The organism is Staphylococcus sp. URHA0057, assembly GCF_000620265.1.
GTDB lineage: Bacteria > Bacillota > Bacilli > Staphylococcales > Staphylococcaceae > Staphylococcus > Staphylococcus pasteuri.
This window is the reverse complement of the sequence record NZ_KK211097.1, coordinates 137537-163419: the sequence shown is the minus strand read 5'-3', so window position 1 is coordinate 163419 and position 25883 is coordinate 137537. Positions and strand designations below refer to the sequence as shown.

20 protein-coding genes, 1 riboswitch and 1 other annotated feature are annotated in these 25883 nt (G+C 33.8%); of the genes, 4 read left to right on the top strand and 16 right to left on the bottom strand.

The annotated features are described in order from the left end of the window. Positions 1-173 precede the first annotated feature (173 nt). The 10 genes from N524_RS0112065 to hutH form a co-directional block, all read right to left on the bottom strand. Entirely contained in the window at positions 174-1457 is a 1284-nt protein-coding gene (locus N524_RS0112065; protein ID WP_017636739.1) for an adenylosuccinate synthase, read from the bottom strand. A 286-nt stretch (positions 1458-1743) separates the two neighbouring features. Next, complete coding sequence (dnaB, locus tag N524_RS0112060) at positions 1744-3144, bottom strand: replicative DNA helicase (protein ID WP_017636738.1); 1401 nt, start codon at positions 3142-3144, stop codon at positions 1744-1746. A gap of 29 nt (positions 3145-3173) precedes the next feature. Next, positions 3174-3620 (bottom strand): 50S ribosomal protein L9, encoded by a 447-nt coding sequence (gene rplI, locus N524_RS0112055; RefSeq protein WP_017636737.1) that lies wholly within the window; start codon positions 3618-3620, stop codon positions 3174-3176. Further along, positions 3617-5587 carry a DHH family phosphoesterase gene (locus tag N524_RS0112050; protein ID WP_029056649.1) on the bottom strand — a complete coding sequence of 657 codons (1971 nt, stop codon included), beginning with the start codon at positions 5585-5587 and terminating at the stop codon, positions 3617-3619. Before N524_RS0112050 ends, rplI begins: the two co-directional genes overlap by 4 nt. A 14-nt stretch (positions 5588-5601) precedes the next feature. Continuing rightward, a complete protein-coding gene (locus N524_RS0112045) occupies positions 5602-6543 on the bottom strand; it encodes a YybS family protein (protein ID WP_026083452.1) in 942 nt (313 codons plus the stop codon). 139 nt (positions 6544-6682) lie between these two features. Next, positions 6683-7648, bottom strand: a complete 966-nt coding sequence (gene metX, locus N524_RS0112040) for a homoserine O-acetyltransferase MetX (protein WP_029056648.1) — start codon at positions 7646-7648, stop codon at positions 6683-6685. A gap of 65 nt (positions 7649-7713) precedes the next feature. Further along, a riboswitch (SAM riboswitch) is annotated at positions 7714-7819 on the bottom strand. Between the two features lie 103 nt (positions 7820-7922). Next, entirely contained in the window at positions 7923-8252 is a 330-nt protein-coding gene (locus tag N524_RS0112035; RefSeq protein ID WP_029056647.1) for an AzlD domain-containing protein, read from the bottom strand. After that, positions 8249-8941, bottom strand: coding sequence for an AzlC family ABC transporter permease (locus tag N524_RS0112030; protein WP_029056646.1), 693 nt, complete (start codon positions 8939-8941; stop codon positions 8249-8251). The genes N524_RS0112035 and N524_RS0112030 overlap by 4 nt, the downstream gene beginning before the upstream one ends. A 332-nt stretch (positions 8942-9273) precedes the next feature. Further along, positions 9274-10560, bottom strand: coding sequence for a serine--tRNA ligase (gene serS / locus N524_RS0112025; protein WP_017636731.1), 1287 nt, complete (start codon positions 10558-10560; stop codon positions 9274-9276). A gap of 84 nt (positions 10561-10644) precedes the next feature. Further along, positions 10645-10862: a binding site (T-box leader), on the bottom strand. 78 nt (positions 10863-10940) lie between these two features. Further along, positions 10941-12440 (bottom strand): histidine ammonia-lyase, encoded by a 1500-nt coding sequence (gene hutH, locus N524_RS0112020; protein ID WP_029056645.1) that lies wholly within the window; start codon positions 12438-12440, stop codon positions 10941-10943. Between the two features lie 346 nt (positions 12441-12786). Between hutH and N524_RS0112015 the strand changes: the two genes are divergently transcribed. Further along, a complete protein-coding gene (locus N524_RS0112015) occupies positions 12787-13599 on the top strand; it encodes an NAD(P)H-hydrate dehydratase (protein WP_017636729.1) in 813 nt (270 codons plus the stop codon). A gap of 100 nt (positions 13600-13699) precedes the next feature. On the opposite strand, the gene gyrA is transcribed toward N524_RS0112015, so the two are convergent. From gyrA to dnaA, 6 genes are all read right to left on the bottom strand, one after another. Next, complete coding sequence (gene gyrA / locus N524_RS0112010) at positions 13700-16375, bottom strand: DNA gyrase subunit A (RefSeq protein WP_029056644.1); 2676 nt, start codon at positions 16373-16375, stop codon at positions 13700-13702. A gap of 37 nt (positions 16376-16412) precedes the next feature. After that, the gene (gyrB, locus tag N524_RS0112005) at positions 16413-18347 is read right to left on the bottom strand and encodes a DNA topoisomerase (ATP-hydrolyzing) subunit B (RefSeq protein WP_026083451.1); all 1935 of its coding nucleotides are present in this window, start codon (positions 18345-18347) and stop codon (positions 16413-16415) included. 9 nt (positions 18348-18356) lie between these two features. Beyond that, on the bottom strand, positions 18357-19472 hold the full coding sequence (gene recF / locus N524_RS0112000; protein ID WP_029056643.1) for a DNA replication/repair protein RecF: 1116 nt from the start codon (positions 19470-19472) through the stop codon (positions 18357-18359). After that, a complete protein-coding gene (gene yaaA, locus N524_RS0111995) occupies positions 19469-19714 on the bottom strand; it encodes a S4 domain-containing protein YaaA (protein ID WP_176745273.1) in 246 nt (81 codons plus the stop codon). The genes recF and yaaA overlap by 4 nt, the downstream gene beginning before the upstream one ends. Before the next feature lie 325 nt (positions 19715-20039). Continuing rightward, positions 20040-21173, bottom strand: a complete 1134-nt coding sequence (gene dnaN / locus N524_RS0111990) for a DNA polymerase III subunit beta (RefSeq protein WP_017636724.1) — start codon at positions 21171-21173, stop codon at positions 20040-20042. Positions 21174-21494: 321 nt separating this feature from the next. Further along, positions 21495-22859 (bottom strand): chromosomal replication initiator protein DnaA, encoded by a 1365-nt coding sequence (dnaA, locus tag N524_RS0111985; RefSeq protein WP_029056642.1) that lies wholly within the window; start codon positions 22857-22859, stop codon positions 21495-21497. Positions 22860-23603: 744 nt separating this feature from the next. Between dnaA and rpmH the strand changes: the two genes are divergently transcribed. The 3 genes from rpmH to mnmE all read left to right on the top strand — a co-directional run bounded on the left by rpmH (position 23604) and on the right by mnmE (position 25824). Next, a complete protein-coding gene (gene rpmH, locus N524_RS0111980) occupies positions 23604-23741 on the top strand; it encodes a 50S ribosomal protein L34 (protein ID WP_000240855.1) in 138 nt (45 codons plus the stop codon). A 189-nt stretch (positions 23742-23930) separates the two neighbouring features. After that, the gene (gene rnpA / locus N524_RS0111975; RefSeq protein WP_029056641.1) at positions 23931-24278 is read left to right on the top strand and encodes a ribonuclease P protein component; all 348 of its coding nucleotides are present in this window, start codon (positions 23931-23933) and stop codon (positions 24276-24278) included. A 166-nt stretch (positions 24279-24444) separates the two neighbouring features. Further along, complete coding sequence (gene mnmE, locus N524_RS0111970; RefSeq protein WP_029056640.1) at positions 24445-25824, top strand: tRNA uridine-5-carboxymethylaminomethyl(34) synthesis GTPase MnmE; 1380 nt, start codon at positions 24445-24447, stop codon at positions 25822-25824. Positions 25825-25883 lie beyond the last annotated feature (59 nt).

The following is a 25883-nucleotide window of genomic DNA, read 5'->3' as shown; positions in this document are numbered from 1 at the left end:
CTTGAATTGAATATGTGTATATACAATGGCATTGAATTGAAATGATTTAATCATGCTCCCTCATTACCACAAATTTTAATTGTTTATTTAAACAGGAAAAAACCGATTCGCTTTTATGGACGAATCGGTTTTTTTCAAAATATTAGAGTATAAAATTTATTGTTGTCTAACTTTTACCATAATTTTTCTAATAGGTTTGTTTGTTCACGGTCTGGACCAACTGAGAAGATTGAAATGTGCACGCCACATAATTCAGAAATACGTTCTAAATATTTACGTGCATTTTCAGGTAATTCTTCTAAACTGCGACAACCCGTAATATCTTCTGTCCAACCTGGTAACTCTTCGAAGATTGGTTTACAACGTTGTAATTGATCTAGGTTTGCAGGATATTCAGTAATTTTTTCACCGTCTAATTCATAAGCAGTACAAATTTTAACTGTATCTAAACCTGTTAAAACATCAATTGAGTTAATAGATAAGTCTGTGATACCACTCACACGACGTGAATGACGTAATACTACTGAGTCGAACCAACCTACACGACGAGGACGTCCTGTTGTTGTACCATATTCACGACCAACTTCTCTAATATGATGTCCATCTTCATCAAATAATTCAGTAGGGAATGGGCCATCACCAACACGTGATGTATATGCTTTACAAACACCAATTACTTTAGACACGTAAGTTGGGCCTACACCTGTACCTACAGTTACGTTACCTGCTACTGGGTTACTTGAAGTTACGAATGGGTATGTACCATGGTCGATATCTAACATAACACCTTGTGCACCTTCGAATAATACTTTCTCATCCGCAACAAATGCATCATCTAATATTTTAGGTGTATCTGTAACGAATTCTTTTAAACGTTGACCTGCAGCATAATATTCTTCAAACATATCTTCAAAGCTAGGGCATGTTTCGTTAAACATACCTTTGAAATATGCTGATTTATATGCAATATTTTCTTTTAGACGTCTTTCGAAAGTTTCTTTTTCCATTAGGTCTCCCATACGGATACCAATTCGTTGTGCTTTATCTACGTATGCTGGGCCGATACCTTTTTTCGTTGTACCGATTTTATTATCACCACGAAGACGCTCTTCAAATTCGTCTTGTGCGATATGATAAGGTAAAATCACTTGCGCGCGGTTTGAAATACGTAAGTTATCTGTTGAGATACCACGTTCATTTAAACCATCTAATTCTTTAAGTAATGCAACTGGATCTACAACCACACCATTACCGATTACTGCTAATTTATCTTTATAAAAGATACCTGATGGTACTAAATGTAATTTATATGTTTCTCCACCAAATTGAATGGTATGTCCTGCGTTATTACCACCTGAAAAACGTGCAATAACATCTGCTTGCTCTGCTAAGAAATCAGTAATTTTACCTTTACCTTCGTCTCCCCATTGTGTCCCAACTACTACGATTGATGACATATGAGCACCTCCAAATTTTTCTCATTTAACCATGAAGTATTTTACCAATATAAATACCATATTGCAAATAAAAATCGAACATTAATTTTGGGCAATATGATTTACCTTTTAAGAAAATATATAATCTTCAAAAGTCTGATAAACCCTTTAAATAAAGTATTTTAGCCTAATTAACTAAAAATCAATATACAAACTTATTCATAATATCAAGCTAAAAGACAAAATAAAAACCGTACAATAAAACTAAAATTAATTTTATCGTACGGAAATTTATTTGTAATATTTTTTACCCCATTTCTGCATGAGCATAATCAATATCAGTAAATTTATTATATTGTTTCATGAAGTGTAGTTTAACGGTACCGGTTGGGCCGTTACGTTGTTTAGCGATGATGATTTCAATTTCACCATTATCATCATTAGTTTGTGGTTCAAAGCTTGAATCATCGTCATCATCCTCATCTTCACCACGATTATAATAATCATCACGGTATAAGAAAGCGACGATATCAGCATCTTGCTCGATAGAACCTGATTCACGAATATCACTCATCATTGGTCGTTTATCTTGTCGTTGTTCCACACCACGTGATAACTGACTCAATGCGATAACTGGACATTCTAATTCACGGGCAATAGCTTTAAGCGTACGTGAGATTTCAGATACTTCTTGTTGACGATTGTCTGAGAATCTTGAACCACTACCTTGTATTAATTGAAGATAGTCAATCACAATCATATCTAAACCGTGTTCTTGTTTAAGTCGACGGCATTTAGAACGTATATCATTGATTCGAATACCTGGCGTGTCATCGATAAATATTTTAGTACGGGATAACTTACCGACTGCAATAGTAAATCTGTTCCAGTCTTCTTCCGTCATAGTACCAGTTCTCAAACGGTTAGAGTCGACATTACCTGAACTACAAATCATACGTGTAGCTAATTGGTCTGCACCCATCTCTAGTGAGAAGATTCCAACAGTATATAAATCTTCATGTGTCGCTACCTTTTGTGCAATATTAAGCGCAAAGGCAGTCTTACCTACAGATGGACGTGCCGCTAATATAATCAAATCATTTCGGTTAAATCCTGCTGTCATTTGGTCTAAATCACGGTATCCTGTTGGTATACCTGGTGTTTGACCACTATTTTGATCGAGTTCTTCCGCAGTTTCATACACTTTACCTAATACGTCTCTAATATCTTGAAAGCCATCACTCTCACGTGTGGATGACAATTCTAAAATACGTCGTTCCGCATCACTTAAAATAGTATCTAATTCTAATTCATCATTATATCCATCATTAGCAATACTATCTGCAGTTTGAATTAACTTACGTTTAAGCGCGTGTTTGAATACGATATCCGTATAATACTGAACGTTTCTTGTAGTAGGTACGTTTGTAGATAATTCTGCAAGATATTGCGGACCACCCGCTTCACTTAAACTTCCTTCAGTTGTAAGTTGATCCATCAACGTCACAACATCAATTTCTTTGTTATCTTCATTTAAGTGCATCATCGCACGGAAAATGTGTTGATGGGCGCCTCTATAAAATGACTCAGGAAGTAACACTTCCTGAGTTGTATTAATCAATTCTGGATCAATAATAATGGCACCTAAGACAGATTGTTCGGCTTCGTTGCTATGTGGCATTTGATTTTGCTCGTACATATTATCCATTATTGATCACACCTCTATTTCAATCCATCTTATTGTTCTACTGTATGCACACGAATTGTACCTTCAACTTCTTTATCTAATTTAACAGGTACATTTGTATAACCTAATGTGTGGATACCTTGTGGTAAATCCATTTTACGTTTATCAAGTTTAATATCATGTTGATCTTTAAGTGCTTGCGCAATTTGTTTCGTACTTACTGAACCAAATAATTTGCCGCCTTCACCAGTTTTAGCAGATACTTCAACTTCGATATTTGCTAATTTTTCTTTTAATGCTTTAGCATCTTCAATCTCTTGTTGTCTATCTGCTTCAGCACGTTTATTTTGTTGTTCTAATTGTTTTAAGTTACCAGGAGTCGCTTCTACAGCGTAATTATTTTTTAATAAGAAATTATTTGCATAACCTACTGGTACATCTTTAACTTCGCCTTTTTTACCTTTACCTTTAACATCTTGTGTAAAAATTACTTTCATGCGTTTTCACTCCTACTCATTTGTTCTGTTATAGCTTGTTGTAATTGTGCGATAGCCTCTTCAACTGAGACACCTTTTAATTGAGTCGCTGCGTTAGTTAAGTGTCCACCGCCACCTAAGGCTTCCATAGTTAACTGAACGTTAACAGCACCTAATGAACGGGCAGATGATATACCAACTAAATTATCTTCACGTTTCGCGACTACATAAGAAGCTTCTATACCTTCTAAACTTAACAACTCATCGGCTGCTTGTGCAACTGTAACAGGATGATAAATCTTATCGTCAGATCCATGGGCAATTGCAACGCCATTATCTTGTACTTCTACTGTTCTAATTAATTCAGAACGATTAATGTACGTATCAACATCATCTTTTAAGAAGTGTTGCGTTAAGATTGTATCTGCACCATGAGCACGTAAATAGCTTGCCGCATCAAACGTTCTTGAACCTGTACGTAATGTAAAGTTACGTGTATCTACAATAATACCAGCATACATTACTGTTGATTCAAGTCTTGTTAAGCGTTGTTCTGTTGGTTGATATTCTAATAACTCTGTTACAAGTTCTGCTGTTGAACTTGCGTAAGGTTCCATATATACCAATAAAGGATTAGAAATAAAGCTTTCGCCTCGTCTATGGTGATCAATGACTACTTTACGGTTAGCTTTGTTTAATACATTTTCATCTAAGACCATTTCAGGTTTATGTGTATCAACGACAACGACTGTTGTTTTCGAAGTCATCATGTCCCATGCATCATCTGACGTAATGAAACGTTCTTTAAGTTCTGGTTTCTTATCAATTTCATCCATAACACGACGCAATGTTGGGTCGATATCTGATTCATTTAACACAACATAAGCTTCTAAATTATTCATTAATGCAAATCTAGATACACCGATTGCTGCGCCTATAGCGTCTAAGTCTGGTCGTTTATGTCCCATAACGATAACTTTATCGCCTTCAGTTAAGATATCTTTTAATGCATGTGAAGTAACTCGTGCTCTTACACGTGTACGTTTTTCCATTGGGTCAGTCTTACCACCATAGAAACGCACGTTACCATTCATATTTTTAATAGCAACTTGGTCACCACCACGGCCTAATGCTAAGTCTAAGCCTGATTGTGATAATTCACCAAGGTCAATAAGATTTTCAGTACCTTCACCAACACCTATACTTAATGTAAGTTGCGCGCGGTAGCCGACACTTTTTTCACGTAATTGACTTAGAATATTGAAATTTGAGTTTTCAATTTCCGCTAAAATCTTTTGGTTTAAATATGCTACGAATTGATCTGAATTATAACGTTTAAAGAAGATACCATATTCTGAAGTCCATCTGCTGATTACTCGTGTAACCATAGAGTTAATTTCAGAACGTTGTGTATCGTTCATATTTTGTGTGATTTCATCGTAGTTATCTAAGAATAATGTCATGATAATTGGTTTAGAATCTTCATATAACTGATTAGTTTGTACCTCTTCTGTAATATTAAAGAAGTATAAACAATGTTCATTATCAGAATAACGTACTCTGAAATGATAATTTTCGTGTTCAATTTCAATTTCTTGAACTTTCTCTAATTGCTTTAAAATATTGGGAAATACTTCATTAACCGATTCTGAAATCACGTTTGTTGTTAGATGTTCAGACATAAATTGGTTAACCCATTCAATATGGTCATTTTCATCTAATACAATCATCCCGATTGGCAAGTGTTTAATTGCCTTATTACTACTCGTTGTAATATGGCCACTTAAATCATCCACGTAATTGTCCATTTTCATAAAAGCTTGTCTCAACAAGAATCCACTAGCAATCAACATCACTAGTAGTACTCCTGCTGCTATACCTGCGATAATTTGGTTAAATATAAACCAAACGACGACTAAAGCAATGGCTGTTAATGCCATTACAATAAAAGGTATGAGCAAAGCTTTTTTAGTGGATTGACGGTTCATTTTTCCACCTCTCATCACTTTTTATTATTATTGTTATTCATTAGTTGTTTTAAATTAATACATAAATCAATGACACCAATTAATCCTACAATGTGTGTCATAGGTGTTAATAATGTTCCTAAAATCATTAATATAACTGTTACTACATTCGGTAATCGTTTCGCTTTCCCGAAGAAATGAATGACGCTCATCCCTTGAATGTACATCACTAATGATAACACAACTTCAAAGTTCAAAACGATACTCTGGAAAGTATTTGGTTGAGTCGCAAACATCACGCAAATTAAATCAATAATATAGATTGTTAATAGCGTACGATTCATTTGCCAAGCAAACAATGGCTTGAATATAGGCGTCGCTACTTTGAATTTACGTAGGATTGGAAATGTTATAATCAGATTAATTAAAACGATAAGGAAAACGATAATAATGAGATAACTTGGGAGTTGGACCGTCATTTTGCGGATGCTTTCTTCAAGCATCTGTCTATAATCAGCATTTGCTCCACTTGTTAATAAAACGTTATGTACGGTTTCTTTAACAGGGTTAACTAATGCGGTTGCTCTTGGTATTTTTTCAAATACTTGTAATAACATGAATCCTATCAATGTCATTAAGCTTAGAGATACCGTTGTTACATATAAAATTCTTTCTTTTGTTGCTCTTTCCTTAAGTAATTGTCCAATGATTAAACTTGTTAAAATCACTAGAACCATGATACTTAAGACGAATGTATTACCTAATAAGGTTGTAATTATAACTGTTACTAAAGCACTAATTCCAAATGATTGAATAGATTTATTCCATAACACGACACCTGGGATTGTTGCAAATAAACATAAAATTAAGCCGAGAATAGGTAATACATGTGTTACTAAAGCTACTATCGCTAATACTAAAGTCCCTATAATAGTTGCTTTAGGTTGTATTTTTGAAAACACACACGCCACTCCCATACTTTTTTTGACTATAACTACTATTTTAACCTCTTTGAAAAAAATAAACAATAAAGTACTATAGTCATTTATGAAGGGTGATTTCTCGCATGCTTCCTATTAAAAATATTTATTCTAATTACTACTTCAAGTTAGTTAACTAACGTCTTATTTGTTTTAAATTTAAAAAGTAATATAGATTAGGTGCCCAAGTTTCAAAGTTTAGTAAAAAGCCATCATGTCCAACATTATCTGGTACGAAAATGTGACGATGATATTTAAATCGTTGCCCCGCAGCTAACACTTGATCGTCAGGGTATAATAAATCATCAATAAATCCCATTGTTAAGACTTTAGTATCTAGTGATTTGAACACTTCATCAACATCATCTCTACCTCTATCAATATTATGACTATCTAAGACATCTAGCAGTGTTAAATAGCATGATAAATCAAATGATTCTTTGAATTTATCTCCTTGATGTTGTTGGTAATTGACAACTTCTTCTGGAGTGAATCGCTGATCATAACTTTTCGAAGAACGATAAGTTAAGAATCCTAATTGACGAGCAATACTTAAACCTTCCTTGCCTCCGATATGAATGGCTTGTCTTGCAATTTCATTAAATGCTCGACTATATGATGACGTTTTTTCAGTAGCGGCTAGTATGACCGCTTTATTCACAGGAAAACGTTGATTATAAAGAAATTCTAACGCTTGCATACCACCTAAGCTTCCACCAATCAATATATCAATTTTATTAAATCCTAATGCTGCTATCCCTTTTTCAAGGGCACGAACTATATCTCTTAATGTTAAATGATTAGGAAAGTGCTTATCGTTAAATTTTGAACTTGAACCAAACGGACTGCCAATGACGTTAAATGTTAAAAATTGATAATCATTAATTGGCATATATCCACCATCAATAATTTCACGCCACCAACCTGGATTGTCATTAGTACCATATGTTAAATGATTACCAGTTAGCGCATGACAGATTAGTGCTAATGGTTGTCCAGGATAACCTACATGTTCATATCTTAGTTTCAAATCTTGTATTGTTTCTCCTGACTCAGTCGTGAATTCGCCTAAATGTAATGTATCAACAATATAATTCGACATATATCAATCCATCCTCCTTTAAATAAAAAAGCTTCTTACTCTTTGAAAAGTAAGAAGCGGTTCAGTACTTATCATTCGAGTAATCGTTGGTTTTAGCACCGTACTCTTAATATTTGTAGCCGGTTGCTGAAGCGTCTACGGGCCAAGTCCCTCAACTTCTCTGAATAAGGTTTTATGATTAAGTTTTTAAGAAAAACGATAATTATCAAAATATTCTAATTACTTAAAGTTTAACTAACTCGAATTTGAAATTCAATATGATACGAAGAAAATGTTAAATAAAATATCTTAAAATCGCTATAAAGACAATACCACCTAAAATAGTCCAAGTTAGACTTCTCGTTAAAATTGCTAAAAGTACTGTAGGTATAAGAGCAATAATGAATGGAATATTTAAAGTGTATCCTACACTACCCTCATGTTGTTGAATGATGCCGTCTAAAACGAGTGCTGTAAAAAGTGTAATAGGAATAAATGAAAGCCATCGTATCACAACATCTGGCAAACTAACTCGTGAAATCATCATAAATGGAATAATTCTAACCAATAGTGTAACTACACCACATAATATGATTACAACTAACATATGCGTATCTGTCATCATCTATCCATCACCACCCCAAGTGCAGAAGCGACCACTGCTGAAATAATAATCGCTACATATGATGGCATAACAAAGCTTAACGCTAGCATCATCACAATAACGAATAAAATTAAAACAAGATAAATATTAATTTTAGATTTCTTAACCGATTCAAATTGAGCGATACCTAAGAAGACGAACATAGCAGTAATAGCAAAGTCTAATCCTAACATTTCTGGGTTTGAAATATATTTTCCAAAGAGCGCCCCAACCACACATGAAAATGTCCAAAATAAATATGCAGTAATATTTAATCCATGTAACCATCGATCATTAATTGATTCTCCCTTTAAATACGGCGTGATGGCAACACCAAATGTTTCATCGGTTACGAGTGACCCTAAACCAACTCTATTCCATAAACTATAAGATTTATAATTGGGCGCTAAAGTCATACTCAATAGAAACATGCGTGAATTCACAATAAATGTTGTTAATACTATCGCAGTTATAGGTGTACCTGCAATTACTAAAGCACAAATAATAAATTGAGCAGCACCTGCATAAATAATTAAACAAAGTAAAATAATTTCTAACAAACTAAACTTTTGAGATGCGGCAACAATTCCAAACGAAATACCTACGCCTGCATATCCAAATAAAGTTGGAATACATTCTTTCACGCCTTGTCTAAATGTGAGATGTGTCATATATGTATGTGTCGCCCCCTTTTTCATTCTATTTATAAGATCGTAAATAATAAATTCAAGTCTAATATACAATTCACAAAACGGCAATATTTTTAGACTACTGTATGTGTGACGTTAGACAAACTTCCGTTTAAAACCGTTGTCATTACAACGTTTAATATATGACAGAATTTTCAATAAATATTTAGACTTACCCGCATATAATTACAGATATTTTTTTAAATTTAATGCTCCCCTACCCTGCTTCATATATAAAATGGCATAAAAAAATACGTGGCAATGATGGCTCTTCATTACCACGCATGTTTACTATTTATTCGCAAACAATCTTATTATTTAGTTGGCTTTTGAATGTGAGTTTTACCACCCATGAATGGTACTAAGGCTTCAGGGATTGTTACAGTACCATCTTCATTTTGGTAGTTCTCAACGATTGCTGCGAATGTACGACCTACAGCTAAACCACTACCATTTAACGTATGCGCTAATTCAGGTTTAGCTGCATTATCACGTTTGAAACGGATATTTGCACGACGTGCTTGGAAATCAGTACAGTTTGAGCAAGAACTAATTTCTTTGTAATCATTGTAGCTTGGTAACCATACTTCTAAGTCATATGTTTTACTAGCACTGAATCCGATATCTCCAGTACAAAGAATCACACGACGGTATGGTAAACCTAATTCTTCTAAGATAGCTTCAGCGTTTGATGTCATTTCTTCTAAAGCATCCCAAGAATCTTCAGGTTTTTCGAAACGTACCATTTCAACTTTATCGAATTGGTGTAAACGAATTAAACCTCTTGTATCTCTACCAGCTGAACCCGCTTCACTACGGAAACATGCAGATTGTCCAGTGAATTTTTCAGGTAATACACCTGGTTGAATAATTTCATCACGGTAGAAGTTAGTTAAAGGTACTTCAGCAGTTGGGATTGTGTATAATCCTTCTTTTTCTACTTTAAATAAGTCTTCTTCGAATTTAGGTAATTGTCCTGTACCAAACATAGTATCAGAGTTAACTAATTGAGGAACCATCATTTCAGTGTAACCATGTTGAGTTGTATGTTTAGTAATCATATAGTTCATTAAAGCACGTTCTAATTGTGCGCCATCTCTTGTTAAGTATACGAAACGTGCACCAGAGATTTTAGCAGCACGATCAAAATCAGCCATTTTAAGATCTTCTACGATATCCCAGTGAGCTTTAGCTTCAAAATCAAATTCACGTGGTGTACCCCATTTTTTAACTTCAATATTTTCTTCATCTGAATCACCTTGAGGTACATCATCATTGATAAGGTTAGGAATACGGACAAGAATGTCAGTCATTTTATTATCAATTTCATTTAATTGTGTATCATATTCTTTAATATCATCACCTAATTGACGCATTTCAGCAATAACGTCATCAGCGTTTTCTTTATTACGTTTCTTCTGAGCAATTTCTTCACTTACTTTATTACGTTGTGCTTTCATTTCTTCTGTCTTGCTAATTAAAGTACGACGTTTTTCGTCTAATTCTAATACTTCATCGACTACTTTAGGGTCGTCTCCTCTTAATTCAATTTTGCTCTTAACTCTATCTGGCTCAGTTCTAAAAAGTTTAATATCTAACATGAAACCTTCATCCTTTCCCATTTCCTATAATTTATATTTAGCGTGACAACAATGTATAAAAGCATACAAAAAGACCACGCCCCAACAAGGGACGTGGTCTACGCGTTGCCACCCTATTTAACAAACAAAGAAAATATCTAACAAAGATATTACTTTATCTGCACTTAACTAAAATAACGGTTATTCACCGGTTGTTCACTATATGTAGGTAGATTCACATTAAAGTGGATTACTTGTTCTCACTAACCACAAGCTCTCTGAAATCCATCATTAATACTACTTGGCCTACGAACAATATTTTATTAACTTACTCACAATATAGCAAAGTTTTTTGTAATTTTCAAGTTATTTTAAAATTCAATAATTTTATTTAACTGATCTTAATGATATGCACTATCTTTTAGATACTGGGATACAGCTTCTATATCTTTATGGAATTGTCTGTCTTGTTTAATAGATGGCACAATATTTCTAAATTCGTCATATTTAGCACGTGTTTTTGGTGATAATCCTTCTATACCTTTAAGTTCGACAGCTTGTAAGGCAATAATACATTCAATTGCAATAACTCTTCTCGCATTTTCAATCATTTGATAACCGTGTCTTGAGGCGATAGTTCCCATTGAAACATGGTCTTCTTGGTTAGCTGAAGAAGGGATAGAATCTACACTCGCTGGATGAGCTAATGTTTTATTTTCAGAAACTAAACTTGCTGCTGCATATTGCATAATCATCGCACCACTTTGTAATCCAGGCTCTGGACTTAAAAATGCTGGTAAATCTCCATTAAGTTGTGGATTAACTAAACGTTCAACACGTCGCTCAGAAACGTTTGCTAGTTCGCTCACACCTAGTTTTAAATGATCTAAAGCAAATGCAATCGGTTGGCCATGGAAATTACCTCCAGAAATAACTGTAGTTTCACCATCTTCTTCAAATATAAGAGGATTATCATTAGCGGCATTCATTTCAAACTCTAACTTTTCTTTTACATAATTAAACACTTGATAGCTAGCGCCATGAATTTGTGGAATGCAACGTAAAGAGTATGCATCTTGAACGCGAATTTCAGCTTGTCTTGTAGTTAATTGAGAATCTGATAACCAGTCACGCATACGTGCAGCTACATCAACCTGTTCTTGACTATTTCTAACGGTATGCACTCTATGGTCATATGCATCAATGATACCGTTTAATGCTTGGTGAGTTAATGAAGCAACCCATTCTGCTTGGTATCCTAAATCTTCCGCTTCTATATAGTTGATAACGCCTTGAGCTGTCATAGCTTGTGTACCATTGATTAAGGCTAATCCTTCTTTTGCTTGTAAATGTAATGGTGTTCTTCCTAATTCATTTAAGACATATCGACTGTCTACTTCTTCATTTTTATAATATACAAGACCTTCACCGATAAGCGCTAATGCTAAATGGGATAAAGGCGCTAAGTCACCAGAAGCACCTAATGAACCTTGTTGTGGAATCACAGGTATAATACGTTCATTGATAAAATATTGTAATTGATCAACTAATTCTAATGTTACACCGGAATGTCCTTTTAATAATGTATTTAAACGTAAAATCATCATAACGAGCGATACTTCTTCAGAGAAGGGTTCACCCATACCACATGCATGTGAACGTATTAAATTGACTTGTAAATCATTATATTGCGTAGAATCAATACGCACATCACTAAATAGACCGAAACCAGTTGTAATACCATAAATCGTTTCATTATTATTAATAATTCCTTCTACTACACTTCTACTTTTTTTAACTCTTTCTAATGCTTCTTCTGTAATTTCAATTTTTAAATCTTGGTGTAATAATTGTTTGATATCTTCAATCGTTAAAGCATCTCCATTTAAAAATAAAGTCATAGAAACAGCTCCCTTTTTGTAGAATTAAAACTTCTATTAGTAAAAAGTATACGTTTTCATTTTTACATAAACAATACCTTTTATAATTTTTGTATTACATTACCAATTTAATTATTTAATACGCTAAAATATTTTAATTTTGATGTATGAAGTAGACTGTTATATTTCTTAAATACCTATTGACGAAAGTCTATTACAGGTATAGTATTTTCTATTGTATTTGAAATGAGTAAGCCTTTTTCATAAGTAAATGTATTAGGCTACAACTATATATTAATTAAAAATTTGAACCCGGTAAGTACTGTTAAATCAAATAGATAATACCGGTAAAAGGAGGTTTAGGTAGATGGAAACTTTAGATACGGTTAATATCCCCAAAAGAAAAGAAGATACTCATAAAGGCGATTACGGTAAAATTCTATTAATTGGTGGCTCTGCCAATTTAGGCGGTGCAATTATGTTAGCGGCACGTGCATGTGTATTTAGTGGTAGTGGATTAATCACTGTTGCGACGCATCCAACAAACCATGCAGCATTACATTCTAGATGTCCAGAAGCCATGGTAATTGATATTAATGACACTAAGATGCTTACTAAAATGATAGAAATGACTGATAGTATCTTAATTGGTCCAGGACTTGGCGTAGACTTTAAAGGGAATAATGCGATTACTTTCCTACTACAAAATATTCAACCTCATCAGAATTTAATCGTCGATGGTGATGCAATTACTATCTTTAGTAAACTTAAACCTCAATTACCATCATGTCGTGTTATCTTCACGCCTCATCAAAAGGAATGGGAACGATTAAGTGGTATTCCAATTGATGAACAAACATATGAACGTAACCGTGAAGCGGTAAATCAATTAGGAGCTACAGTGGTACTTAAAAAACATGGTACTGAGATATTCTTTAGAAATGAAGATTATAAATTAGCTATCGGTAGTCCAGCAATGGCTACTGGTGGTATGGGTGATACACTAGCTGGTATGATTACTAGTTTTGTAGGACAATTTGATAGTATTAAAGAAGCGGTAATGAGTGCCACATATACACATAGTTATATTGGCGAAAAGTTATCAGAAAAGATGTATGTGGTACCACCATCTCGTTTAATTAATGAAATCCCATTTGCTATGAAGCAATTAGAAGAATAGGATATAAGATATTTCTTAAAGTCCTATTTCAATCATATATAACACAAAATAAGACTTCCCTTATTATAGGGAAGTCTTATTTTTAGTCTATATTTTAATTTTATTCTTCTTCATTATCTTCGTCTGAATCATTTTCAATGTCTTCATTGACACGATCCATAAAGTCTTGTCTTACATCGATACGTTCATCGTTATCTGAATTATCTTGTTCTTCGTCAGTAACTTCTGTTTGAATAGCTTGACCAGGTGCGCCACCTTCAATGACTTCTTCATTGCTAGGTCCAGTTTGATCATTTTGAGTACTTTCTTCGTTCTCATCTTCTACATCTGCTTCGTCTTCTTGTTTTACTTTAGCAACTGTAGAAACGAATTGTTCGTTACCTAAACGCATAAGTCTAACACCCTGTGCAGAACGTCCATTTTGAGAAATATCATGTACATCAAGACGAATGATCACACCTGCGTTTGTTACAACCATTAAGTCTTCTTCACCTGTTACTGTAGTAATACATACGATATTACCATTACGTTCTGTAATCGTTGCAGTTTTAATACCTTTACCACCACGATTAGATAATCGGTATTCACTAACTGGTGTACGTTTACCGTAACCATTTTCAGTAACAACTAACACTTCGTCTTCGCTATTAGCATGAGCAACGTCTAAGCCAACAACTTCATCACCTTCACGTAAGGTAATACCTTTCACACCTGCTGCTGTACGACCAAGTGGACGTAACGCTTTTTCAGAGAAGCGAATTAATGATGCATGTGCTGTACCGATAAGGATATCTTCTTCACCATCTGTCAGTCTAACCGCTATTAACTCATCATCTTCTTTAAAGTTAATCGCGATTTTACCGTTTTTGTTAATACGAGAGAAATTACTTAATGATGAACGTTTAACGATACCTTTACGTGTAGCAAACACTAAGTAGTTATCTTCTCTTTCTAAGTCTTTAACAGCTATCATTGTACTAATACTTTCATCATTTTCAAGTTCAATGGCATTCACAATTGGAATACCTTTAGATTGACGAGAAAGTTCTGGTACTTCATAGCCTTTAAGTTTGTATACGCGTCCTTTATTTGTAAAGAATAAGACGTTATCGTGTGTACTTAACGTAACCAATTGACTCACGAAGTCTTCTTCTAAAGTATTCATACCTTGTACACCACGACCGCCACGGTTTTGTGCACGATATGTAGATACAGGGAGACGTTTAATATAGTTATTATGACTTAGAGTAATAACAATTTGTTCTTCTGGGATTAAGTCTTCATCTTCAATGTCATCTAAGCCACCAAGTTGAATTTCTGTACGACGTTCGTCACCGTAACGTTCTTTAACCTCTGTTAGTTCGTCACGAACTAATTGTAATAACACTTCTTCGTCCGCTAGAATAGCTTCTAATTCATCGATGTATGCTAATAAATCGTTATATTCTGATTCAATTTTGTCTCTTTCTAAACCAGTCAGACGTCTTAAACGCATGTCTAAAATGGCTTGTGCTTGTCGCTCAGACAATTTAAATCGTTCTTGCAAGCTTTCCATTGCGACTTTATCTGTTTCAGACTCACGAATTGTCGTAATAATTTCATCGATATGATCTAGCGCTATACGTAAACCTTCTAAAATATGCGCACGATCTTTTGCTTTTCTTAAGTTATATTCAGTACGTCTACGTACGACTGTTTTTTGATGTTCTAAGTAGTGTACTAATGCTTCTTTAAGATTGATTAGTTTAGGTCTGCCATTAACTAGGGCAATCATATTCACACCAAATGATGTTTGTAATGGTGTTTGTTTATATAAGTTATTTAATATAACGCTAGCATTTGCATCCTTACGAATATCAATAACAACTCTTACACCTGTACGTAAACTTGTTTCATCACGTAAATCAGTAATACCATCGATTTTCTTATCACGAACAAGTTCAGCAATTTTCTCTATCATACGTGCCTTGTTTACTTGGAAAGGTATTTCTGTAACTACGATACGTTGACGACCGCCACCGCGTTCTTCGATTTCAGCACGTGAACGCATTTGTATAGAACCTCTACCTGTTTCATAAGCACGTCTAATACCACTTTTACCTAAGATAAGACCTGCAGTAGGAAAATCAGGACCTTGGATATCTTCCATTAATTCGCTAATAGAGATGTCTGGATTCTTACTTAAACTTAAGACACCATCAATGACTTCAGTTAAATTATGTGGTGGTATATTTGTTGCCATACCAACCGCGATACCTGCAGCACCGTTTACTAATAAGTTAGGGAAACGAGCAGGTAAGACTGACGGCTCTCTTTCATTACCATCATAGTTATCAATAAAATCAATTGTATCTTTATTGATGTCACGTAAAAGTTCTAAAGTGATTTTAGTCATACGTGCTTCGGTATAACGCATGGCAGCAGCTCCATCACCATCCATAGAACCAAAGTTACCTTGTCCATCAACTAATGGATAACGATAACTGAATTCTTGTGCCATTCTTACCATTGCTTCATAAATTGATGAGTCACCATGGGGGTGATATTTACCCATTACGTCCCCAACAATACGTGCTGATTTTTTATAAGATTTGTCTGGTGTCATACCTTGTTCATTTAATCCGTATAAAATACGACGATGAACTGGTTTCAATCCGTCTCTGACGTCTGGCAATGCACGAGAAACGATAACACTCATTGCATAGTCTAAAAATGATTCGCGCATTTCATTGGTTATATTTCGTTCATTAATTCTTGATTGAGGTAATTCAGCCATCAAGAGATCCTCCTTCAAAAGTTCAGTTCATTTCTACTTAGAAATCTAGGTTGGCATAGACTGCGTTATCTTCGATAAATTGTCTACGATTTTCAACAACATCTCCCATTAACATTTCAAATGTTTGGTCGGCATCAATCGCATCTTCTAAAGATACTTGAAGCATTGCTCGATGTTCTGGATTCATTGTTGTTTCCCATAATTGATCAGCGTTCATTTCACCAAGACCTTTGTAACGTGCAATTGACCATTTAGGTGTTGGATTCAATTCTTCTTTTAATTTATCTAATTCTCTCTCGTTAAAGACGTAATATTTTTGTTTACCTTGTGTTAATTTAAACAATGGCGGTTGTGCAATGTATACATAGCCCGCTTCTATAAGTGGTCTCATAAAACGATAGAAGAATGTTAATAATAATGTTCTAATATGCGCACCGTCTACATCGGCATCTGTCATAATAATGATTTTATGATAACGTGCTTTTGAAATATCAAATTCTCCGCCAATACCTGTACCAAATGCAGTAATCATAGAACGGATTTCATTGTTATTTAAAATACGATCTAAACGTGCTTTTTCAACGTTAAGAATTTTACCTCTTAATGGCAAGATTGCTTGTGTACTTGAGTCACGTCCTGATTTTGTAGACCCACCGGCAGAGTCACCTTCGACAATAAATATTTCACTTTCTTCTGGGTTTTTACTTGAACAATCAGCAAGTTTACCAGGTAAACTTGAAATTTCTAAAGCTGATTTACGACGTGTGACTTCACGTGCTTTTTTAGCTGCTACACGTGCACGAGATGCCATAATACCTTTTTCAACTATAATTCTAGCCACATTAGGATTTTCATATAAGAAACGTTCAAAGTATTCAGCAAATAATTTATCTACTACTTGACGTACTTCTGAGTTACCTAATTTCGTTTTAGTTTGACCTTCGAATTGAGGATCACCATGTTTGATAGAAACAATAGCTGTTAAACCTTCACGTGTATCCTCACCTGAAAGTCTATCTTTATCTTCTTTGATAATTTTACTACTCATACCATAACTGTTTAGTACACGTGTTAATGCTCGTTTGAAACCATCTTCATGTGTACCACCTTCATACGTATGAATGTTATTAGCATATGTTAATAGGTTAGTTGCGTAGCCTTTATTATATTGCATCGCAATTTCTACTTCGATATCGTCTTTAGATTGATGAATATAAATTGGCTCGCCGTGAATCGGTTCTTTATTTTCATTTAACATTTCTACGTAAGACTTAATACCACCTTCATAGTGATATGAGTCTTGTCTTATTTCATCTTCATCACGTTCGTCAGTTAAAGTGATTTGAATTCCTTTGTTTAAGAAAGCTAATTCACGAATACGTTGTTGTAATGTTTCATAGTTGTAAACAGTTGTCTCAGTAAAGATACTACTATCTGCTTTAAAGCGAATGACTGTACCTGTCTTATCAGTGCTACCAACTTCTTTTAAATCAAATTGTGGTACACCTTTTTTATAAGCTTGGTGGTAAACTGTTTCGTTACGATGTACATATACTTCTAAGTCTTCTGATAAGGCGTTTACTACAGATGACCCAACACCATGTAAACCACCTGAGACTTTATATCCACCGCCACCGAATTTACCTCCGGCGTGAAGTACAGTTAAGATAACTTCAACTGCTGGGCGTCCCATTTTCTCTTGAATATCAACTGGAATCCCACGTCCATTGTCAGTAACTTTAATCCAATTATCTTTTTCAATTGTTACGTTAATTTCATCAGCATAACCTGCTAATGCTTCGTCAATACTATTATCAACAATTTCCCATACTAAGTGGTGCAATCCTCTTTCTGAAGTTGAACCGATATACATACCAGGTCGTTTACGAACCGCTTCCAGTCCTTCTAGTACTTGGATCTGGCCAGCACCATAATTATCATTGTTGTTTACATCTGACAATGTATTCACCATCACTTTCTGTTACTTTATAATTTCACCTTGATTAATACGGTATAACTTAGCGTTATTCATGATTTCATGATCAATACCGTCTACGGATGTCGTAGTTACAAATGTCTGTACTTTATGTTGAATTGTGCTTAATAAATGTGTTTGTCGAGAATCATCTAGCTCACTTAACACATCATCTAATAATAAAATTGGATATTCTCCAACTTCTATATTCATTAATTCAATTTCTGCTAGCTTAATAGACAATGCAGTTGTTCTCTGCTGTCCTTGTGACCCATATGTTTGTGCATCCATGCCATTAACATTAAAACCTAAGTCATCACGATGAGGTCCAAACAGACTTACACCGCGGTCTTTTTCTCTTTGAAGATTGTCATTAAGTAATGCCAACACTTCTTCAAGCATTTCTGATTCCGATCGGTCGTGGTTGCTTATTTTCAAACTTGGTAAATATTTGAGCGCTAATTGCTCACGCTCGTTTGTAATACCTGCATGTATGGGTTGAGCTAATTGTTCTAATTCTTTAATAAAATGTTCTCGACGTAATGTTACCTTCAACGCATACTCTGCAAATTGCTCATTTAAGACTTCTAGCATAGTTGTGTCAGTCTTATTTCCAATTTGTAATTGTTTAAGGTAATTATTCTTTTGTTTTAAAATACGTTGATATTGAGAAAGATCGTTTAGATAGACAGCTGAAATTTGTCCCAACTCCATGTCTATAAAACGACGACGTACTAGAGGTGCTCCTTTAACGATGTTTAAATCTTCTGGCGCAAAAAGCACCACATTTAGATGTCCGATATATTGTGTTAGTCGGCTTTGCTCTAAGTGGTTAACTTTAACTTGCTTACCTCTTTTAGTAATAAACATCGTTAGTGGCATTGTGCCATGTCTATAATTTAGCTCACCTTCTATTTTAGCATACTCAGAATCAAAACGTATGAGTTCCTTATCATTTGAAGTTCTATGGCTTTTTGCCAAAGCTAAAGTGTAAATTGATTCAAGGAGATTCGTCTTTCCTTGTGCATTCTCGCCAATGAGAATATTCACTTCAGGATGACAATCGATTGTAACTTCTTCATAGTTACGATAGTTTTCCAATTGGAGTGTATTTAGTTTCATTGTTCACCTTGGTGAATGATTAAAAAGGCACCTGTATCTTCAGGTAATTCAAGTATATCGATACGGTCATGATGTTCTAATTTTTTGCCACGTCTTACTTCACGTTGCCCATTGATTAAAACTTCGAAATCTTGTAAGAACCATTTCGCTTGTCCACCTGATTCAATAATACCTTCTGTTTTCAGAAATTGACCTAAAGTAATGTCACCTTCTACAACAACTTCTTGAATCAAATTCATCACTCCATTTCTTTTTATGTCATTAATATATTATACCTGTTTTGCGCTTAAATTTCATGTAAAACAAAGAAAGTAAACGTTTACTTAATGTGATAATTTTCTATTTTTATTTTTAAAGCACATTTTAATACGATTTTCGAGAGTTACATTATCTTTTTTTAATTTTAAAGGCAATATTTGCTTCGTTTTTTCTGAAACGATAAATTCCTCCTAAAAATTTTTTCTTAAGCTTATACAGAGGCTCACACACTTTAAAACTCAAATAAAATAAAAAAGCTGAGACAAATATTTGTGTCTCAGCTTTTTTACTTTTGATCTATAACATATTTTAGTAAGTACGAATCGGTAATATAAGTTGTGTTACTGAATCGTCATCTTTCGGTTTTAAGATAAATGGTTTCATCGTACCGAAGAATTCAACTTCAACTTCGTCATTATCAATGGCTTTTAAGGCATCCATCATATATTTTGAGTTGAAAGAAATTTTAAGATTTCCACCTTCAACATCAGTTGCTGTCACTTCTTCTTTAACAGTACCGATTTCTGGAGATGTTGAAGACAATTCAACTAATTCGTTTCCAGTACTTAACTTGATAACATTATTGCCGCCTTCTCTGGCTAATAATGAGGCACGATCAATTGCGTGATAGAACTCACCGTTGTTAATACCTAACTTAATTTCATAGTTTTCAGGGAACAAACGAGTTGTATCAGGATAATGACCTTCAAGTAAACGAGAAATAAAATTGACATGTCCTACTCTGAATAACACTTGGTTAGACGCAAAGAAAATATCAATATCTTCGTCAGTGTCACTCATAATTTTATTTAATTCAGATAATGCTTTACCTGGAATGATGACATTTTTGTTTTCAGATGTATCTTCTAATTTTAACTTTCTTACTGCCAAGCGGTGTGAGTCAGTTGCTGTGCATATTAATTCATTATCTTGTATAAGCCAGTTTACACCAGTTAATACTGGGCGTGTTTCTGAGGTGGACACTGCAAAATTCGTTTGTGCAATGATATTTTTTAATACTTTTACAGATAATTGAATTGCATCGTCTCTAGATACTTCAGGTAATAATGGATATTGATCTGGATCTAAACCACTTAAGTTAAATTCAGAATGACCTGATGTAATTAGCGTTTGGAATTGTTCATTAGTAGATAATTTAACGTCTTTTCCTGGTAACTTTTTGATAATATCAACGAAGAAACGACCAGGAAGTACGACTGAACCAGTTTCTGATATATCTACAATATCTTCACCATCTACTTGTTTAGGGATTGAGATTTCAATTGAGATTTCAGAATCTGAACCAGTTAAGATGACTTCATTATCTTTAGCATCGATTTTAATACCTGTAAGTATAGGTAATGTAGTTCTTGGTGAAATAGCTTTTAGTGTATCGTTTAATTGATTAATAAAATAATCTCTTTTAATAGTGAATTCCATCATTAAAATTTAAACTCCTTCCAGTCGTTTATATATAATTATATAGGTTTTAAATTCATAGTAATAGTAGTAGGGCTTGTGAATTAGTGGATAAGTGACATTAAGTCTGACGTGCCAAAGTTATACACATGTGGATAAAGTGTGTATACTGTGTACACCTTTTCAACATTGTCCACAATCCACAAGTTGATTATCTCTATTAGCTTTATAAAAGAAAAAGTAAGCGAAATAAAATATCCGATGTAATTATTCCCTTTTAGAGTTAAATTCAATCTTAAATTATAGCTGTATTATAACAGTTTAATATTTAAAATTATTTCCCAACTATTGATTTCTAATTTCTTTCTCTAAATTCTCTACTTCTTGTTTGAATGTTGGATCTGCTTTAATATCATTTACAATTTTTTCGTGAGCGTGAATCACAGTAGTATGATCACGACCGCCAAACTCTTCCCCAATCTTAGGTAGTGAGAAATCTGTTAGTTCTCTTGAAAGATACATCGCGATTTGTCTTGGATAGGCAATGGATTTAGTACGTTTTTTAGCACTAAAGTCTTCAATACGTACATTGTAGTATTGACCTACCACTTTCTGAATATCTTGAATTGTAATCTTTTTAGATTTAGGTGCTTGAATAATATCTTTTAAAGCTTCAGCAGCTAATTCAGTTGTTATTGGTTTACCTTGAAGTTGTGAATAAGCCAACAAACGTGTTAGCGCACCCTCGAGTTCACGAATATTGGATTGAATTTGATTAGCAATATAATTTAGAGATTCCATTGGTATATCTAAATTTTCTTCTTCTATCTTTTTCTGTAAAATAGCCATTCGTGTTTCGTAGTCTGGTGGTGTGATATCCACAATTAAACCCCACTCGAAACGTGAACGAAGTCTATCTGATAGTTTAGAGATTTCTTTAGGTGGACGATCGCTTGAAATAACTATTTGTTTACTATTATTATGTAGCTCATTAAATGTATGGAAAAATTCCTCTTGGGTTTGTTCCTTATTTTGGATGAACTGAATATCGTCGATTAATAAAACGTCGATATTACGGTATTTCTCTCTAAATGCATCACCTTGATTATCACGAATAGATTTAATAAATTCATTCGTAAATTTCTCACTAGATGTATAAATCACATTAGCATTAGGATTATTACTTAAAACATGATGCCCAATCGCATGCATAAGATGGGTCTTTCCTAATCCAACTCCACCATAAATAAATAAAGGATTATATGCTTCTGCTGGTGCTTCAGCTACGGCTAAACTTGCTGCGTGTGGGAAGCGGTTGCCTGGACCAATAACAAATGTATCAAACGTATTATGTGTATTAAATTGTTCGATACCACCTGGGTTTTCAACATTATGTGAAGTTGTTTGTTCTTTAGTAGAAGTTGGTTCAGGTTGTTTTTGATCTGGGTTCATATATTTAGACAATTCTTCTTCAGTTATAAAATGTGGTTTAACCTCATAACCAATGACGTCATATATGATGCTTTGCATAATCTCACTATATTTTTGATTTAGCCAACTCGCATTAAATGATTCACTTACTAATACGATGGCTTCGTCATTTTGGAGTGAATAGAGTTGCGTATCTTTTACGAAGGTATCAAAGCTTATTTTTGAAATTCGTTCTTTGGCAAGATCTAATATTTTTTCCCAAATTTCTTTTTCAGACATAAATAACTCCATCTTTCTCAAAAATTTTTAGTTATACACAAAAATAACACCCGTGGATAAAAATAATCACAGCATGTTAATAATTATCCACAAGTTAATCACAGATAGTGGATAACTTAATTCATACTATGATTTGTTCACAGACTTTTTGTATATAAATCTAATAAATAAATCCTTATAAAATCAATGATTAAACGACTTATCCACACAATTATACTTTTTCAGTAAGATAGATGTCAAATGACTGTGAATATGTTCGTAAAAGATGTGTAAACTTGTGCATAGTATGGTAATTATCCACACAGAAAACACGAACCACTGTTGATAAGTGGATAACTCAATGTCATACTCATTATTAATGAAAATAAGGGACTATAACAGTTTGGGAAATAATTTATAAAGCTGTATGAAAAATGAATATGAATAAGAGGCTATGTTTTTAAGGAAATAAAAAATCACTAATTACGGTTAAGATTAAATCGTAATAGCGTATTAAAATGAGCTTGCTTTATAAGTAGTAATTTGTTATATTGTAGTAGTTGCTTGAAATATGACTAGATAATAAGTATATTAAACCAAGAATTTCTTATAGCAGTCAGTCAATAAGAGGTATCTCTTATATATAAGTTTTGTTGCTATTACATTAATAGTTACACACTTTAACAATTTATCTATCTATGAAATTTATCAGGAAGTTTAATCCTGGAGATGTTAGATAACTTAATAAAGATGGAGGTGTTTTGCATGGTAAAACGTACTTATCAACCAAATAAACGTAAACATAGTAAAGTTCATGGTTTCAGAAAACGCATGAGCACTAAAAATGGCCGTAAAGTCTTAGCGCGTCGTCGTCGTAAAGGCCGTAAAGTATTATCTGCATAAGATCACTGACTCATCAGTGGTCTTTTTTTTCGTTTAGAATAAGAAAAGCTAACTAACTTTAGACAAATGATACAACTAGACTTCAATTGAAATCAGCGTTTTCCCGATAAATGCTGGTTTATTTTTAGTTAAAAAATGAAATGAGTTATAATAATGCAGTAAGAGAATTTAATAAGCGAGTGATGTTTGGTGGAAAAAGCGTACCGTATAAAAAAGAACTCAGATTTTCAAAAGATATATAAAAAAGGAAAGTCTGTTGCAAATAGACAATTTGTTGTATATACCTATGACAATAGTGAACAAGAACATTTTCGCTTAGGCATTAGTGTTTCAAAAAAGGTAGGAAATGCTGTCACAAGAAATAGAATTAAGAGAGCGATAAGAGAAAATTTTAAAGTTCATAAACAAGATATGATCTCGAAAGATATTATAGTTATTGCAAGACATCCTGCAAAAAATATGTCGACATTAGAAATACAAGGAAGCTTAGAACATGTTCTCAAAATAGCTAAAGTATTTAATAAGAAGATTAAGTAGGGTAGGGGAAAGAAAAAAGGGACGGACTTTTAGACGTACATCAGTCTAACCTCAGACAACCCTAAGTCTAACCTGTCTATTTAAAAACAAGATAATAGCTTTTTAAAAAGAAACAATTTACAATATAATATTGAAAATTTACTTGAATAAGGAGGCCAGCCTAACAATGGATTTTGATACAATAACTAGTATTTCAACGCCAATGGGTGAAGGTGCAATTGGTATTGTGAGACTCTCAGGTCCACAAGCAATTGAAATTGGCGATAAGTTATATAAAGGTAAGAAAAAATTAGCAGAAGTAGATTCACATACAATTAATTACGGTCATATTATTGATCCGGATACTAATGAAACAGTTGAAGAAGTTATGATTTCAGTTTTAAGGGCACCTAAAACTTTTACTAGAGAAGATATCATCGAAATCAATTGTCATGGCGGTATATTAACAATTAATCGTATTTTAGAATTAACAATGACACATGGTGCACGTATTGCTGAACCAGGTGAATATACAAAACGAGCTTTCTTAAATGGAAGAATTGACTTATCTCAAGCAGAAGCAGTAATGGATTTTATTCGTTCTAAAACAGATCGTGCTTCTAAAGTGGCGATGAATCAAATTGAAGGTCGTTTAAGTGATTTAATTAAACGTCAACGTCAATCAATATTAGAGATACTCGCCCAAGTAGAAGTGAATATTGATTATCCTGAGTATGACGATGTAGAAGATGCAACCACAGAGTTTTTATTACAACAATCTAAACGTATAAAACAAGAAATTAATCAATTACTAGAAACAGGCGCTCAAGGTAAAATTATGAGAGAAGGACTCTCAACTGTTATTGTAGGTCGACCAAACGTAGGTAAGTCTTCCATGTTAAATAACCTTATTCAAGACAATAAAGCGATTGTGACTGAAGTAGCTGGTACCACACGTGACGTACTTGAAGAATATGTTAACGTCAGAGGAGTACCATTAAGATTAGTAGATACAGCAGGTATTCGAGATACTGAAGATATCGTTGAAAAAATAGGTGTTGAACGATCCCGTAAAGCACTTAGTCAGGCAGATTTAATCTTATTTGTATTAAATAATAATGAAGCATTAACAGAAGATGACCAAACATTATATGATGTTGTTAAAAATGAAGACGTCATTGTTATTATCAATAAAACAGATTTAGAAACGAATTTAGATATAAATGAAGTAAAAGAAATGATTGGTGACACACCATTAATTCAAACGTCTATGTTAAAACAAGAAGGTATTGACGAATTAGAGATACAAATCAGAGATCTATTCTTTGGTGGAGATGTTCAAAACCAAGATATGACGTACGTATCAAATTCACGACATATTTCATTACTTAAACAAGCAAGACAGTCTATTCAAGATGCGATTGATGCGGCAGAATCTGGTATTCCAATGGATATGGTACAAATCGATTTAACCCGCACTTGGGAAATACTAGGTGAAATCATTGGTGAGTCAGCAAGTGACGAACTTATCGATCAATTATTTAGTCAATTTTGCTTAGGAAAATAAAGATTCACAGGACTAAAGGTAGTCAAAAATAAAATCAAAATGTGAGATGTATATAGATT

What these genes read in the sequence shown, in the direction of transcription:
- hutH (WP_029056645.1), bottom strand. Translation starts at nt 12,440, where the DNA reads ATGACTTTATTTTTAAATGGAGATGCTTTAACGATTGAAGATATCAAA.
- metX (WP_029056648.1), bottom strand. Translation starts at nt 7,648, where the DNA reads ATGTCGAATTATATTGTTGATACATTACATTTAGGCGAATTCACGACT.
- gyrA (WP_029056644.1), bottom strand. Translation starts at nt 16,375, where the DNA reads ATGGCTGAATTACCTCAATCAAGAATTAATGAACGAAATATAACCAAT.
- gyrB (WP_026083451.1), bottom strand. Translation starts at nt 18,347, where the DNA reads ATGGTGAATACATTGTCAGATGTAAACAACAATGATAATTATGGTGCT.
- N524_RS0112035 (WP_029056647.1), bottom strand. Translation starts at nt 8,252, where the DNA reads ATGATGACAGATACGCATATGTTAGTTGTAATCATATTATGTGGTGTA.
- dnaN (WP_017636724.1), bottom strand. Translation starts at nt 21,173, where the DNA reads ATGATGGAATTCACTATTAAAAGAGATTATTTTATTAATCAATTAAAC.
- serS (WP_017636731.1), bottom strand. Translation starts at nt 10,560, where the DNA reads ATGTTAGATATTAAACTTTTTAGAACTGAGCCAGATAGAGTTAAGAGC.
- N524_RS0112030 (WP_029056646.1), bottom strand. Translation starts at nt 8,941, where the DNA reads ATGACACATCTCACATTTAGACAAGGCGTGAAAGAATGTATTCCAACT.
- dnaB (WP_017636738.1), bottom strand. Translation starts at nt 3,144, where the DNA reads ATGGATAATATGTACGAGCAAAATCAAATGCCACATAGCAACGAAGCC.
- N524_RS0112015 (WP_017636729.1), top strand. Translation starts at nt 12,787, where the DNA reads ATGGAAACTTTAGATACGGTTAATATCCCCAAAAGAAAAGAAGATACT.
- N524_RS0112050 (WP_029056649.1), bottom strand. Translation starts at nt 5,587, where the DNA reads ATGAACCGTCAATCCACTAAAAAAGCTTTGCTCATACCTTTTATTGTA.
- N524_RS0112045 (WP_026083452.1), bottom strand. Translation starts at nt 6,543, where the DNA reads ATGGGAGTGGCGTGTGTGTTTTCAAAAATACAACCTAAAGCAACTATT.
- rplI (WP_017636737.1), bottom strand. Translation starts at nt 3,620, where the DNA reads ATGAAAGTAATTTTTACACAAGATGTTAAAGGTAAAGGTAAAAAAGGC.
- dnaA (WP_029056642.1), bottom strand. Translation starts at nt 22,859, where the DNA reads ATGTCTGAAAAAGAAATTTGGGAAAAAATATTAGATCTTGCCAAAGAA.
- mnmE (WP_029056640.1), top strand. Translation starts at nt 24,445, where the DNA reads ATGGATTTTGATACAATAACTAGTATTTCAACGCCAATGGGTGAAGGT.
- N524_RS0112065 (WP_017636739.1), bottom strand. Translation starts at nt 1,457, where the DNA reads ATGTCATCAATCGTAGTAGTTGGGACACAATGGGGAGACGAAGGTAAA.
- rpmH (WP_000240855.1), top strand. Translation starts at nt 23,604, where the DNA reads ATGGTAAAACGTACTTATCAACCAAATAAACGTAAACATAGTAAAGTT.
- recF (WP_029056643.1), bottom strand. Translation starts at nt 19,472, where the DNA reads ATGAAACTAAATACACTCCAATTGGAAAACTATCGTAACTATGAAGAA.